Raw genomic sequence first — 14,552 nt, forward strand, 5'->3', positions numbered from 1 at the left:
CCGGCCCGCGGGCCGGCGCACGCGGGGCCCCACCTGCCCGCCGGCTACCCCGTGGGGCCCAGGCGCGGGGGAGTCGGGCGGCAGCGCGCCGGAGGACCGGGGGCCGGGGCCGGCAGTGCCGCCGCGGCTGCCGTGCGCAGGAGGCGCTCCACGGCCCGGGAGCGGTGGGTGAGCCTGAGGCGGCGTCCCTGCCGGGGCCACCAGTCGAGGGCGGCCAGGAAGCCGGAGTCGCAGAAGGTGACCCGCGAGCAGTCCAGCACCAGGCCGGTATGGCCGTTGTCGGCCGCCGAGGCGAGGAACGCCCGCAGCGGAGCCGCGCTGAAGTGGTCGATCTCACCCGCGAGATGGACGACCAGGGTGGTGCCGAGGGTCGTGCAGGAGTGGATGAGTATGACACCGGGCGCGCTGTCCGCGCCCGAGTCGTACACGGTGAGCGGCGCCTCGGTCGCGAGAGGGGCGGACAGTATCGGGGCGGTGCTTGAGGTATTCACGTCCCCATCAACGCCTCCCGCGGGGGGTCGGGAAACGAAGGGCGCGTCCCATTCACCCCATGCGACCAGCGGGGATCCCCGGTCGGGGGAAAGATTCCACCCGGACGGGGCAGGCGGGCTCGCTCGGACTGCCGCCGACCCGCGCCGCCGCGTACGTGCCGCTGTCGACGTCGACCAGCTGCCATGCGGCCAACGCCGCGTGGCAGCACATCGTCCACAACCGCATGGGGAGACGCCCGTGTCGTCGGTGACCCGGGCCGCGTCCATGGACGGGCGCAGGCCGCTGGACCGGTTGCGGATCGACTGCACGGGCCCGGTCGGGCCGTACGGGCCCTGCCGCACGAGCGTCTCGGCGTCCTCCACCGGGCGACCGGGACACCGCCGCCGTGCCGCCCCGCGGCCGCCACCGTCGCTGACCGCGGACCGTCTCCCGGCCCCGGGGCCGGGAGACGGCCGGGCTCGCCGCCCCGGCGCACCGGCCCGGCCGGTTGAGCAGGGCCCTGGGCCGCTCACCCGGTTGACCTGGGGCGACAGGGTGCGTTGTGCCGCCCGCCACAACCACCGGCGTTCCAGGCGGTGTTCATAACGGACGGAATATGCGCCTCCGCAGGCGGGTGGCCGCGGATGAAGGTTTTCGGTCAGGGTGCGGACGGTTACTCAGGGTAAGAGAAGTCGCCCGCCGTCCGGCCGTGTCCCCTGTTCCCCCTTGCCCCACGTGCCGCCCGCCGTGGCGCAAGTGCCAGGAATTCACGCCGCCTTACCCCGAGTAGTTCGAAAAATTTCCCGATCCATGTCCGAGGAGCCGCAAAACAAGTCCGAAAGTGACAGGTTTACTTTGACTCTTGATCGAGGAATCCGTGAATGTCGTTCACATGTCCGACACATCCGGAGCTGCCGCCGGTAGCCCCATGCGCTTGCGCGACTTCCGACTGCTGCTCGCGGGAGCCGCCACGGGACAGTTCGGTGCCCAGGTGACGCTGGTGGCGCTGCCCCTCGTGGCCGTTCTCGTACTCGACGCCCCCGCCTTCCAGGTGGGGCTCCTGACCGCCGCCGAGACCGCCGCCTTCCTGCTCGTCGGGCTGCCCGCCGGGGCGCTCACCGACCGCATGCGCAAACGACCCCTGATGATCCGCGCGGACCTGGTGCGCGCAGCGGCCATGGCGAGCATCCCCGCCGCCGCGCTCGGCGGTGTCCTGACCATGGCCCAGCTGTACGCCGTCGCACTCGTGACCGGGGTGGCGACCGTGTTCTTCGACGTCGCCCATCAGAGCTATCTGCCGCAGATCCTGCCGCGCGAGCAACTCGTGGCGGGCAACGGCGCGCTGGAGACCGTCCGGTCCACCGCCCACGTGACCGGCCCCGGCATCGGCGGCGGACTGGTACAGCTCGTCGGCGCGCAGTTCGCGGTCATCGTCGACGCCGTCGGCTACGTACTCTCCGCCCTGTTCCTCCTCCGCATCGACAAGACCGAGGAAGTACCCGAACGCGCCGCCGGGGCCTCCCTGCGCAAGGAGATCGGCGAGGGCGTCCGCTTCATCCTCGGCCACCCGCTGCTCCGCGTCATAGCCCTCACCACCGGCCTCGCCAACTTCTGCACGGCCGTCCTGATGGCGACGCAGACCGTGCACCTCGTCCGCGTCGTCGGCCTGGAGGCCGGCGGACTCGGCCTGGTGCTGTCCGCGTCGGCCGTGGGAGGCCTCCTGGGCGCCCTGGCCGCCGGACCCATCGCCGCGCGGCTGGGCCAGGCCCGGGTCATCCTCCTGTCCCTCCTCGTGACCGGGCCGTTCGCACTGCTGTGGCCCCTGTCCGGGCACGGCCTCGCCGGGGCGGTCCTCTTCGCCGCCGGATCGGCGGTCGTCTCCTTCGGCGCCGTCGTCTACAACGTCGCCCAGGTCAGCTTCCGCCAGGGGATGTGCCCGCCCCGCCTGCTCGGCCGGATGAACGCCACCCTGCGCTTCCTCATGTGGGGCACCCTGCCGCTCGGCGCGCTCCTCGGCGGAGCCCTCGCCCAGTCGTACGGGTCGCGCACGGCGCTCGCCTGGTGCGCCGCCGGCATCCTCGCCGTCCCCCTGCCGCTGCTGCTCTCGCCGCTGCGCCGGATGCGGGACCTGCCCGCTCCGCAGGACGACGACGGCACGGACGCCGCCCACGGGACACCCCGGGACACGACCCCGGTCGAAGACGACGAACGGCCGGCTCCCACACCCGCCGTCTGACCACCGCACGACGGCGCCCGGGGGAGCGCCGCCACAGCCGCCGCACCGTTCCACGCGACCGCGGCCACGACGAAGAGGACCACGTGCTCAGCATCACCAGCCAGTACCTGGCCCGTTACCGGCGTCTCGCCGGCGACCGGTCCGACACCCTCCTCCCGGTCACCGGGGCGCAGCGCCGCTTCGTGCTGGTGCGTTCGCTGGACCCGACGGGGCGCCCCGACCTGGTGCCGATGTTCTTCGCGTTCCCGTCCGCCACCATCGACCCCGAACGCCTGCGGGCCGCCGCCCGCAGACTCGCGTCCCGGCACACCGCCCTGCGCTCCCGCCCCACCGTGGTCCGCGGCACTCCCGTCCTGAGCGTCGCCGCCGATCCGGACATCGGCCTGACCCGCCCTGCGCGCGTACCGGGGGAGTCGCCCGCCGACGCGCTCCGGCGCGAGCTGGCCTCCTGGGATGCGCACGGGCCGGCCCTGCGCCTCTTCCTCGTGCACGACGAGGAGCGCGAGGAGGACGTCCTCGCCGTCGTCCTGGACCACGCCGTCTGCGACGGCCGCTCGCTCGCCCGGATCGTCGACGAACTCGGTGCCGCCTACGCCGAGGAAGCCGGCGGATCCCTCCCCGCACCGGGGGAGACGGAAGCCGAACTCGCCGCCTACCGGGATGCGGTCCTCGGCCAACTCGCCGCCGAGGAGAAGGCGGAGACACCCCGGGCGGCCGCCTACTGGGCGGACCGGCTGCGCGCACTGCGCACCCACGCACCGGCACCCCGCCCGGCACGCGTGCCCGACGGCGCGAGGCCCAGCGGCGCCGCGCAGGCCCGGCTGCCCGCGCACGACGGCGGCGTGTCCTTCCCCGGACTGCTCGACGCCTGCCGCTCCGCCGCCCGCGAGCTGTACGGCCCCGACCGCACGGTTCCGCTCGGCTACCCGTGGGGCGGCCGGCCCGCGGGAGCCGAGCCGGTGGTCGGCTGCTTCCTCAACACCCTCGTCTTCCCGGTCGACACCGGCCACGCCTCCGCTTCCGGCTCCGGTACCGGCCCTGGCACCGGAGCGGAGGCGACGGCCGACGCCTGGTGGGACGACCTCGACCGGGCCGACGTACCGTTCGACGCGGTCGTGGCCGCCGTACGGTCCGCGGGCTCGGGCTGGACCGGAGGCCTCGACGGCCTGCTCACCGTGGACGACGACACGCGCCGCCCGCCACTCGTACTGGACGGGGTCGAGGGCCGTGAGGTCCACGTCGACGGCAGGCCGGTCCGCGGTCCCTTCGCCGTCTCCGTCACCCAGGGGGCGGAGATCCGCCTGCGGATGGTGTGGGACCGGACGGTACTCGACGACGAGACCGCGCACCGGGCGTTCGACGCCCTCACCCAGGCGCTGCGCCCCTCGGACCATCCCGTGCCGTGACCTCGATACGCCGGGCGGGCCGCCGCCCGGCCACCCCGCCCGCCCCGCCGCCCATCCGCCCTTCCGCCGCCGAAGGACCGAACGGACGGCGGTCCCGCCCGACGGGAGCGACGCGCACACGTCCTCCCCGCCCACCCGATCCGGCCGCGCGTCGCAGGCCCCCGGGCACCCCCGCCGCCCCGCCCGACCGCGATCACCGCGCCGCCCCGCCGGCGCCCACCGGCGCGCCGCACCTGACGCCCGCCGCCCGGGCGTCCGCCGCCGCGCACCCCGAGCCTCCCCCCACGGCAATCCCCCCACGCCGAAAACGGCATCGCGCGACCCGCGGAGCCGCCCGCACGACCACCGGACACGACCGTGGCCGGCACCGGAGAACGACCCGACTACCTCAGGGATCGCCCATGCTTCCCCTCTCCTCCTCGCAGGAGATCGTCTGGCTGCACGAGCAGATGCAGCCCGGCAGTCGCGCCTACAACTTCACCGCATCACTCGACCTGTGGGGCACGCTCGACACCGAGGCACTGCACAAGGGGCTCGCCGCCACCCTGGCGCGCCACCCCGGGCTGCGGCTCGAACTCGTCGCCTCCACCGGATCCGTACCCGCGCAGCGGGTCGCGCCGCAGTGCGCGCCCAGGCTGCACACGAGCGACCTCAGCACGGAGGAGGACCCCGAGGCGGCTTTCGCCCGCCTCCTGCGCACCGAGGCCGAGACACCGCTCGACACCTTCGAGGCACCGCTGATCCGCTGGACCCTCGTACGGCTGGCCGAGCGCCACCACCGGCTGGTCCACGTCGAGCACCACCTGATCCACGACGGGCACTCCTTCGCGATCCTGCTCGACGACGTCTTCCGCGTCTACCGCGCCCACGTCCTCGGCGAGAGCCTCGAACTTCCGCCCGCCTCCTCGTACGCGGACCACGTCCGCGACCGGGCCGAAGCCGGCTACGCCGCCGAATCGCTCGACTTCTGGCGCGCCGAACTCCGCGACCAGCAGCACGACATGCCGCTGCCGGGCCTGACCCGCCCCGGCGCCCGACGACGCCACCACGGCGGACAGCTGCGCCAGACCATCGGCGCCGACCTCGCCGAACGCCTGCGCGGGCACGCCCGTTCCCGCGGCCTCACGCCCTTCGCCACGCTCCTCGGACTGTTCGCCGAGCTCCTGCGCCGGCACAGCGGACGCTCCCGGATGGTCATCGGCACCGCCGTCGGCAACCGCCCCGTCGGATACGAGGACGCCGTGGGCATGTTCGTCAACACCATCCCGCTGCCGCTCTCCCTGGACGGTGCCGTCCCCGCCCAGGACACCATGGACGAGGTCACCGACACCCTCATCCGGGCCCTGCCGCACCAGGACGTGCCCGTCCAGGAGCTGACCCGGGCGCTCGGCATGCACACCTCCGGCGCCGACAACCCGCTCTTCTCCGTGATGTTCAGCGCCCACGACGCGCCGCTGCCCGAGATCGACGTACCCGGCCTCGACATCACCCTCTTCGAGGGCTTCAACACCGGCACCACCCGCTTCGACCTCGACGTGGTCCTGCTCCCCGACGACCGGCGCGGGGTCACCACGCGCCACGGCGCGCCCGGCATGACGCTGGTGTGGGACTACGACATGGACCTCTTCGGCGAAGACGTCGCCCGTCTCGTCTCGGGCCGCTTCCTGGACCTGCTGCGCGCCTATCTCGACAGCCCCGAGACGCCGCTGGCCGACCTGGACCCGACCGCCGCGGAGCCGGCCGCCCAGGCCCCCGCCGTGCCCGCCGACCGCGATCCGCTGGACCCGGTGGCCGCACACCACCCGTCGCTGCCCGCCCTGCTGTGCGGCGCCCGCCGGCTCACCTACGGCGAACTCGACGCACGCGTCGCCTCGCTCGCCGAACGGCTGGAGACCGCCGGTGTGACCGCCGGCCGGCCCGTGGCCGCGGTGCTGCCGAGGGGGACCGACTCGGTCGTCGCCCTGCTCGCCTGCCTGCGCACCGGCGCCGTCTACTGCCCGCTGTCCCCGTCCGACCCGCCGGCCCGCCTCGGCCTGCTGCTGCAACGGCTCGCCCCGGCCCTCGTCCTCACCGGCGACGGCGCCCCGGACCTGCCGGAAGGCCTGCCGACCGCCCGGATCGACGCCCCCGTGCTGCCGCCCGCGCACGGAACCGCCGAACTTCCCGGTACCGCGTACGTCATCCACACCTCCGGCTCCACCGGGACACCGAAGCCGGTCGCCGTCGGCCACGCGGCGCTGGCGCACCATCTGACGGCCACGGCCGACCGGTTCGCCCTCACCACCTCGGACCGGGTCCTGATGTTCGCCCAGCCGTCCTTCGACGTGGCCCTGGAGGAGGTGCTGCCGACCCTGTACGCCGGCGCGTGCCTGGTCCTGCCCGAGTACGAGGTGCCCACGGGCGCGGAGCTCGCCGAACTGCTCGCATCGGCCCGGGTGACCGTCGCCAACCTGCCCACCAGCTACTTCCTCGCCACCCGCGAGGACCTGCGCCCCGCACTGCGTGACGAGAGCTGGGCGCCCAGGCTCCTGGTCCTCGGCGGTGAGCGCCTCCCCGCGCAGGCGCTGCGCGGCGTGCTCGCCGACACCGACGCCACCGTGCTCAACGTGTACGGCGTCACGGAGGCGGCCATCAGCTCGACCGTCCACGAGATCTCCCGGGACGCCCTCGCCGAAGGCGCCGAGATCCCCCTGGGCACCGAACTCCCGGGTGAGCGGGTCCACGTCCTGGACGCCCACCACCGCCCGCTGCCGTCCGGTGCGGTCGGTGAACTCGCCATCGCCGGACCCGGTCTCGCCGAGGGCTACGCGGGCAACACGGAGGCGACGGCCGCCCGGTTCGTCACCGTCGACGCCCTCGGCGGACAGCGCGTCTACCTCACCGGCGACCTCGGCTACCGCGGCCTGGACGGCCTGCTGTACTTCCTCGGGCGGCGCGACAACCAGATCAAGCTGCGCGGCCACCGCATCGAACTGGAGGAGATCGAGGCGGCGGTGTCCGCGGTGCTCGGCGGCCGCTCCTGCGCCGTCGTACTGGACCGGGAGAGCTCCGGCGGGCCCCGGCTCGTCGGCTTCCTCGAAGACGGGGCCGACGGCGCCGCCTTCGACGAGAAGGCGCTGCACGCCGAGCTGAGCCGCCGCCTGCCCGGCCCCCTCGTGCCGGCCCGGTGGGCACGGCTCGACAGCATGCCGACCCTCGCGGGCGGCAAGCCCGACCGTACGGCCCTGTCCCGCCGTGCGGCGGCGCTCGACCCCGACGACACCCCGACGGCCGCGTCCGCCACCGCCGCCGCCGAGCCCGAACCGGCGGCCGAAGCCGAGGCCGCCGCCGACGCCGCTTCCGGCGATCCGATGACGGCTCTGCTCACCGAAGGCTGGCGCAAGGTCCTCGGCCACAGCCGCTTCGACGCCCGCTCCCACTTCTTCCACAGCGGCGGCCACTCCCTGCTCGCCGCCGAGCTGGCCGCCTGGCTGGAGCCCCGGCTGGGTGAGCGCCCGCCGCTGAAGGTGCTCTTCCGCAACCCGGTGCTCGCCGACCAGGCCGCCGCCCTCGCCCCCACCGCCCCCTCCACGGAGTCGTGATGAGCCAGTCCCCGACCGCAGTCGCCGTTCCCCCCACGCCCCACGACGCCGGCCTCGACACCGCGCCGAGCATCGCCCACGGGCCCGCCGCCGAACCGAGCAGCGTGCTCGCCCGCTTCGAGGAATGGGCCCGGCGCACCCCCCAGGCCCTGGCCGTGATCGACTCCACCCGCACGTGGACGTACCAGGACCTCGACACGGCCGCCGCGCAGCTCGCCGACGCCCTGCGCGACCGCGTCCGGCCCGGTGACCTCGTCGGCGTCTGCCTCGACCGCTCCGCCGCCCTCGTGGTGGCCGCCGTGGCCCTCGCCCGGATCGGTGCCGTCTACCTGCCGCTCGGACCCCGCCCCGGCGAACGCCGTACCCAGGCCGTCACCGAGGACCTCGACGTCGCCTGCCTCATCGGCGACCCCGGCGTCCTGCCCGCGGACCACCGCGGCGGGGAACACACCCCGCTGCCGCTGCCCACCGACGGGGTCAACGCCCCCGCCACCGCCGTGGCGGCCTTCACCGACGCCGTCCGCGGCACCCGGCGCGCACCCGAGGGCGCCCTGTACGCCGTCCTCACCTCCGGTTCCACCGGCCGGCCCAAGGCGGTGGCCGTGGCCGAGGCCTCGCTCTCCGTCGCCCTGGACTGGTACCGGGCCGAGACCGGCCTCGCACCGGGCGACCGCCAGTCCCTGCTCATCGGTGTCGCGTTCGACCCGCACCTGCTGGAACTGTGGGCCGCCCTGACCTCGGGAGCCGCCCTTGTCCCCGCCCCGGACGACACCCGCTGGGACAGCCGCGTCCTCACCGACTGGTGGCGTGAGACCGCCCTCACCCACGCCGTGGCGGCCACCCCCACCGTCGAGCCGCTCCTGGACCGGCCCTGGCCGCCCGGCCTGAAACTGCGCCACCTCGTCGTCGGCGGCGACCGGATGCGCCGCCGCCCCGGCGCCGACGTGACCGCCACCGTCCACAACGCCTACGGTCCGGCGGAAGCCACCGTCCTCGCCACCGCCCACACCATGCACGCCACCGACCCGCAGGCCGGCGACCAGGCCCCGCCGCCCATCGGCACCGCACTGCCCGGCGTCACCCTCGTCGTCACCGACGACGAGGGCCGCCCCGTCGCCCGCGGGCAGGAAGGCGAACTGCGCGTCGGCGGCCACTGCCTGGCACTGGGCTACCTCGACCCCGAACTCACCGCCCGCCGGTTCACCGCGCCCCCGCGCGAGCCGGCGCTGCCCGCCATCGACCGCGTCTACCGCACCGGCGACCGCGTACGGATGAACGCCGACGGCAGCCTGGACTTCCTCGGCCGCCTGGACGACCAGGTGAAGATCAGCGGAGTGCGGATCGAACCGGCCGAGGTGGAGGCCGCCTTCGAGCAGCACCCCCGTGTGCGCACCGCCGTCGTGACGGTACTGCGCGACAGCTCCGGCCACGGCCGCCTCGTCGCGCACGTACGGCCCGCCGACGGCGTCGCCCCGGCGCCCGCGGAGCTCCTCGACGGGGTCCGTTCCTGGCTCCCCGAGCAGGCCGTCCCCGCCGCCGTCCGGATCGTGGACGGCTTCCCGCTCGACGCCAACGGCAAGGTGGACCGATCCGCCCTGGCCGCCCTGGCGGCCGAGGCCGCGTCCGCCCCCGCGGACGACCCGGCCGGCACCCGCACCGACACCGACGACGCCACCGCCACGGCTACCGAGCTGCTCGTCCTGACGACCGTGCGCGACCTCCTCGGCCGGCCCGGCACCGGCCTCGGTGACAACTTCACGGACGCCGGCGGCACCTCCATCATCGCCGCCCGGCTGCTGGCCGCCCTCGAACGCGAGACCGGGGTGCGGCTGCGCGCCCCCGAGCTGCTGCGCAGCACCGACCTGAGGGCCTTCGCCGCCCTCGTCGACAACCGCCGGACCCCGCGCCCGGAAGGAGCCTGACATGACGACGTTCGACACGACCCCGGCAACCCCGCACCCGGCGACCACCCTGCCGGCGACCCCGCACGCGGCGACCACCCTGCCCGCACTCGTCGCGCGGCACGCCGCGCTGAACCCCGACGCCCTCGCCGTCGTGGACGGCGACACCAGCCTCACCTACGGCCGCCTCCTCCAGGCCGGCCACGCCCTCGCCGCACGCCTGCGCGGACACGGAGTGGCCCACGGCGACCGGGTGGCGCTGCTGACGGCGCGTTCCCACCGCACGGTCGTCGCGCAGCTCGGGCTCTGGCTGTCCGGAGCGGTGTGCGTACCCCTCGACCCGGCCCAGCCTCGTCCGCGGACGGAGGCGGTGATCGCCGACGCGGAGGTGACGCTCACCGTCGGCGACGCGAAGCTGCTGGACGCCGCCGCCTTCCCCGGCCCCGTCCTGGCCCTCCCCGAGGAGCCGCTCGCCGGCGGCCGACCGGTCGACGGGTCCGACCCGGACAGCCCGGCGTTCATCATGTTCACCTCCGGCTCGACCGGCCGCCCCAAGGGCGTCCTCGTGCCGCACCGGGCCATCGCCGAGCTGGTCACCGCGCCCGACTACGTCACGCTGGGCGGCCGCGACCGCGTCCTGTTCCACTCGCCGATGACCTTCGACGCCTCGACGTTCGAGGTCTGGGTCGCGCTCGCCAACGGAGCCGCGGTCGTCGTCTGCACCGAGCAGCGGCCCTCCCTGGAAGACCTCGCCCGGCACGTCGAACGACACGGTGTGACGGTGGCGTTCTTCACCACCGCCCTCTTCCACCAGCTCGCCGCGCGCCGCTCCCGGGTCTTCGGACAGCTCCGCACCGTCGTCGTGGGCGGCGAGGCGATGGCCGCCGCACAGGCCCGCGAAGTGCTCACCGCCTTCCCCTGGCTGGAACTCGTCAACGGCTACGGACCGACCGAGACGACCACCTTCGCGACCGCCCACCGGGTCACCGCACAGGACTGCGAGGCGCAGATACCGATCGGCAGGCCCATCTGCGGAGCCACGGCGCACGTCCTGGACGCCGCCGGGCACCCGGTGGCCGACGGCGAACGGGGCGAACTGTGGATCGGCGGCAGCAGGCTCGCCCACGGATACACCGGCCTGCCCGAACTCACCGCCGAGAAGTTCGTCGAGCATGCCTCCATCGGCGGCCGCCTCTACCGTACGGGCGACATCGCCTCCCGCCGCCCCGACGGCGTCCTCCACTTCCACGGCCGCAACGACGACCAGGTGAAGGTCCGCGGCTTCCGCATCGAGCCCGCCGAGGTCGAACACGCCCTCCGCGAGCAGCCGGACGTCGACGACGCCGCCGTCACCGTCGACGGCGCCGGCACCCCCGAGGCGCGCCTCGTCGCGTTCGTCGTCGCCGCGCCCGGCCCCGTGCCCGCCGGCGCGGCGCTGCGCGAGCGCCTCACCGCGGTCCTGCCCGCCCACCTCGTCCCCGACGCGGTCACCGTGCTGGACAGGCTGCCCCTCACCCCGGCCGGGAAGGTCGACCGGCGCGCCCTGACCGCACGCGCGCACACCGCCGGCAGCGGGCCCGCCGACGGGCCGGCGGAACGGATGACACCGCTGGAGCAGGCCGTCGCCGAGGTGTGGGGCCAGGCCCTGGGCATCGAGGTCACCAGCGCCGACGCCGAGTTCCTCCTCCTCGGCGGCCATTCCCTGCTCGCCCTCGTCGTCACCGAGGACCTGCGCGAGGAACTCGGCGTGGAGATCCCCCTCGCCGACTTCTTCGCCGCCCCGACCGTCGCGGCACAGGCCGCGCTGGTCGAGCGTGCCCTCCTGGCCGCCCACCGGGACCTCCACCCCGAGACCCCGGAGCACAGCGATGCCCACTGACGCCGACTCCGCGCCCCGCGACCGGCAGCAGCTCCAGCGGGAACTGCTGCGCCGGGCCCGCGCCGGAACAACCCGGCGCACGACGGCCGAGCCCGCCGTCTCCGCCGGCACCACCGCCGAGGCCACGGGCACGGACCGCGACGGCCACGTCCCTCAGGCGGGCCGCGTCCCCCTCTCCCGTGCCCAGCGCCGCATGTGGCTGATGGAGCGGCTCGGCGGCGCGGGCGACTCCTACCACGTCCCGTTCGCCACCCGCGTGCGCGGACCGTTCGACGTGGCCGCGTTCGCCACCGCCCTCACCTCGCTGGTGGCCCGGCACGCCATCCTGCGCACCCGCTACGCGGAGCACGAGGGCGAGCCCTGCCAGGAGGTGCTCCCGACGCCCCGCACGGTTCCCGTCCACGTCGTCGACACCGACGAGGAGCACGCCGCGACGCTGCTGCGGCGCGAGACGACCCGACCGTTCGACCTCGCCGCCGGCGACGCCGTACGCGCACTCGTACTGCGCCACGGCCCGCAGGACCACACCGTGTTGCTGACGTTCCACCACATCGCGATGGACGGGGCCTCGCTGGACATCGTCGCCGCCGAACTCGCCGTCCTCTACGCGGCGGCCGCCGACGGAACCCACCCGCACCAGCTCACGGCGGCACCCCAGTACGCCGACCACGCACGCCGCGAACACGAGGACCTGCCCGGCTTCGCGGCGGAACTGAAGCACTGGGGCGACCTGCTGGCCGACGCCGCCCCACCGCGCCTTCCCCGGCCGGTGGCCGTGGAGCCGCCCGCCGCCGTGCGTCCCGCAGCCGTGCGCAGCGTACCTCTCGGACCCGCCGTGCCCGAGGCCCTGCGGGCCCTGGGCGCCCAGCGGCAGGCCACGCTCTTCGCGGTGTCCCTCACCGCGGCCTTCGCCGCGCTGCACCGCCTCACCGGCGACGACGACCTCGTCATCGGCGTGGCCGGCACCCACCGCAGCGGCACCGCCATGCGCGGCCTCGTCGGCCTGTGCGTCAACACCCTGCCGGTACGGGTGGACGTCTCCGGCGCCCCGTCCTTCACCCGACTGCTGCGGCGCGTGAACGACGCGCTCCTCGAAGCGCAGCGCCACCGGCACATCCCCTTCGACCTCGTCCTCGAACGCCTAGGTGCCGGGGCGCGCGGCGCGGACGGCACCGCGCTGGTCCGCGTCACCTCCGACGTACTCGGCGAGCCGACGGTCCTCCGGCTGCCGGGCACCTCGGCCGAGTACGTCGACGTGCCCTCCGACGGCGCGAAGTTCAGCCTGTCGTACGGCCTGGGCCTGGGCGACCCCGATCGGCCCGAGGCGCTGGTCCAGTACGACGCGAACATGCTGGACGACACCGTGGCGGAAGCAGCGGTACGCGACTTCGCGGCCCTCCTCCAGGCGGTCGCGGCGGACCCGGAACTCGTCCTGGGCGAGCTTCCCCCTGCCGACCCGGACCACGGCGCGGGCACCCCGGACGGCACCGCCGAGGCGCACGACGAGGGCCACGGCGGTGACGGCGGTGACGACGGCGGCGGTGACGGCGGCGATCCGGAGGCCGGCAGCCGGGCCGGCTCCGCCCCGCAAGGCGACCCCCACCCGGCCGCGCAGGCCCTGCGCGCCCACCCGGTGGTCGCCGATGCCGTGGTGGTCCAGCTTGAGCAGGGGCCGCCTGTGGCCTACGCCGTCCTCCACGACAGCGCCGGCCCGTCCGGTCACGAACTGCTCGCCCTGCTGCGCCGAACGCTCGCCCCCGAGGCCCTCCCCGCGGCGGTCACCCTGCTCGACGCCCTGCCGCGCACGGCCGACGGCGCGCTCGCCCCCGACCGGCTCCCCGGGGCGCCCGCACCGAGCGCCCCGGCCTCCCCCCGGGCCGGCGCGGTCACCGGGACCTTCGCCGCCGTGCTCGGTGTCCGGCCGTCGCCGGACGACGACTTCTTCACCCTCGGCGGCCACTCCCTCAAGGCCGTTCAGCTCGCGGAGCGGCTGCGTACGGACCTTGGGCTGCCGCTCACGGGCCTCGACGTACTCCAGGCCCGCACCCCCCGGGCGCTGACCGCGCTCCTCGACGAACGGGCGGCGCGGCAGAGCGCCGCGAAGACCGCGAGCAGGCCGGCACCCCGCTCCCGGGCCGGCCGCCCGGGCACGGTGCTGGTGACCGGCGCGACCGGCGGCGTGGGCGCGTACGTCGTACGCGAACTCGCAGCCCAGGGACGGCCCGTGCTGGCCCTGGCCCGGCCCGAGTCCGCCCACCTGATCGCCGCCGAGGGCGTGGACGTCATCGAGGGCGACCTCCGCGACCTCGCAGGCCTGCGGGACGCCGTCGCGCAGGCGGACGCGGTCGTCCACGCCGCCTGCACCTTCACCCGGCACGACGTGGACCTGGCGGCGATGGAGGCGATGGTCGACGCCTGGCGGCGCGGCCCGTTCGTCTTCGTCAGCAGCGTCGACGCCTACGGGCACCCCGACACGGACCGGGTCGCCGAGGAGGCGCCGCCCCACGAGCCCGTCAGCCCGTACGGGCAGGCCAAGCTCGACTGCGAGGCCATGGTGCTGCGCGCCGCGGGAACGGCGGGCCGCGGCGGCGCGAGCGCGGTGCGCTCGCCGATCGTCTGGGGGGCGCACGACCGGCTGCGCGAACAGCTGCGCTGGGGCGCCATCGGCACGCTCTACCAGGCCGCCGACCGGGGCCTGCCCATCGAACTGCCGCGTCCCGGCACCGCCGGACACGCCTGGTACGGCGCCGCCTGGGTGCACGCGGCGGCCCTGGCCCGCGCGGTGACCGAATGCCTGGACCGGCCCGTGCACGGAGTCGCCAACGCGTGCAGCGGCCACGTCTCGTGGCGTGACCTCGCACAGGACCTCACGGAACTGCTCGGCACCCGGCCGGCCGTCCACGAGAGCGGGACCGTCCCCCGCGACCTGGACCACCGCTGGCACTACGACAGCGCCCGCCTGGCCCGCGCCCTGCGCCCCAGGCCCGGAGAGGACCGCCGGACAGTGCTGGCGGAGATGATCGCCCCCATGGCCGGGGGCACCGCCTGACGCACCCGCCGTGCCCGGAGCCACGCAGG

The 14,552-nt window shown here is 75.4% G+C and carries 7 protein-coding genes; 6 read left to right on the plus strand and 1 reads right to left on the minus strand.

The window, feature by feature from the left end; genetic code table 11:
• Positions 1-44: 44 nt before the first annotated feature.
• Complete coding sequence (locus AVW11_RS37575; RefSeq protein WP_076046897.1) at positions 45-491, minus strand: STAS domain-containing protein; 447 nt, start codon at positions 489-491, stop codon at positions 45-47.
• An 872-nt stretch (positions 492-1,363) separates the two neighbouring features.
• Between AVW11_RS37575 and AVW11_RS33400 the strand changes: the two genes are divergently transcribed.
• From AVW11_RS33400 to AVW11_RS33425, 6 genes are all read left to right on the plus strand, one after another.
• Complete coding sequence (locus AVW11_RS33400) at positions 1,364-2,707, plus strand: MFS transporter (RefSeq protein WP_079250898.1); 1,344 nt, start codon at positions 1,364-1,366, stop codon at positions 2,705-2,707.
• An 83-nt stretch (positions 2,708-2,790) separates the two neighbouring features.
• The gene (locus AVW11_RS33405; RefSeq protein WP_076046898.1) at positions 2,791-4,113 is read left to right on the plus strand and encodes a condensation domain-containing protein; all 1,323 of its coding nucleotides are present in this window, start codon (positions 2,791-2,793) and stop codon (positions 4,111-4,113) included.
• A gap of 401 nt (positions 4,114-4,514) precedes the next feature.
• Positions 4,515-7,694, plus strand: a complete 3,180-nt coding sequence (locus tag AVW11_RS33410; protein ID WP_076046899.1) for a non-ribosomal peptide synthetase — start codon at positions 4,515-4,517, stop codon at positions 7,692-7,694.
• Complete coding sequence (locus tag AVW11_RS33415) at positions 7,694-9,616, plus strand: non-ribosomal peptide synthetase (protein WP_076046900.1); 1,923 nt, start codon at positions 7,694-7,696, stop codon at positions 9,614-9,616. Before AVW11_RS33410 ends, AVW11_RS33415 begins: the two co-directional genes overlap by 1 nt.
• Before the next feature lies 1 nt (position 9,617).
• Positions 9,618-11,474: a non-ribosomal peptide synthetase gene (locus tag AVW11_RS33420; protein ID WP_076046901.1), complete on the plus strand. Its 1,857-nt coding sequence runs from the start codon at positions 9,618-9,620 to the stop codon at positions 11,472-11,474.
• Positions 11,464-14,523: a condensation domain-containing protein gene (locus AVW11_RS33425; RefSeq protein WP_076046902.1), complete on the plus strand. Its 3,060-nt coding sequence runs from the start codon at positions 11,464-11,466 to the stop codon at positions 14,521-14,523. The genes AVW11_RS33420 and AVW11_RS33425 overlap by 11 nt, the downstream gene beginning before the upstream one ends.
• Positions 14,524-14,552 lie beyond the last annotated feature (29 nt).

Origin of the sequence: Streptomyces amritsarensis (genome assembly GCF_001953875.1) — a bacterium.
GTDB classification, from domain to species: Bacteria; Actinomycetota; Actinomycetes; order Streptomycetales; family Streptomycetaceae; genus Streptomyces; species Streptomyces amritsarensis.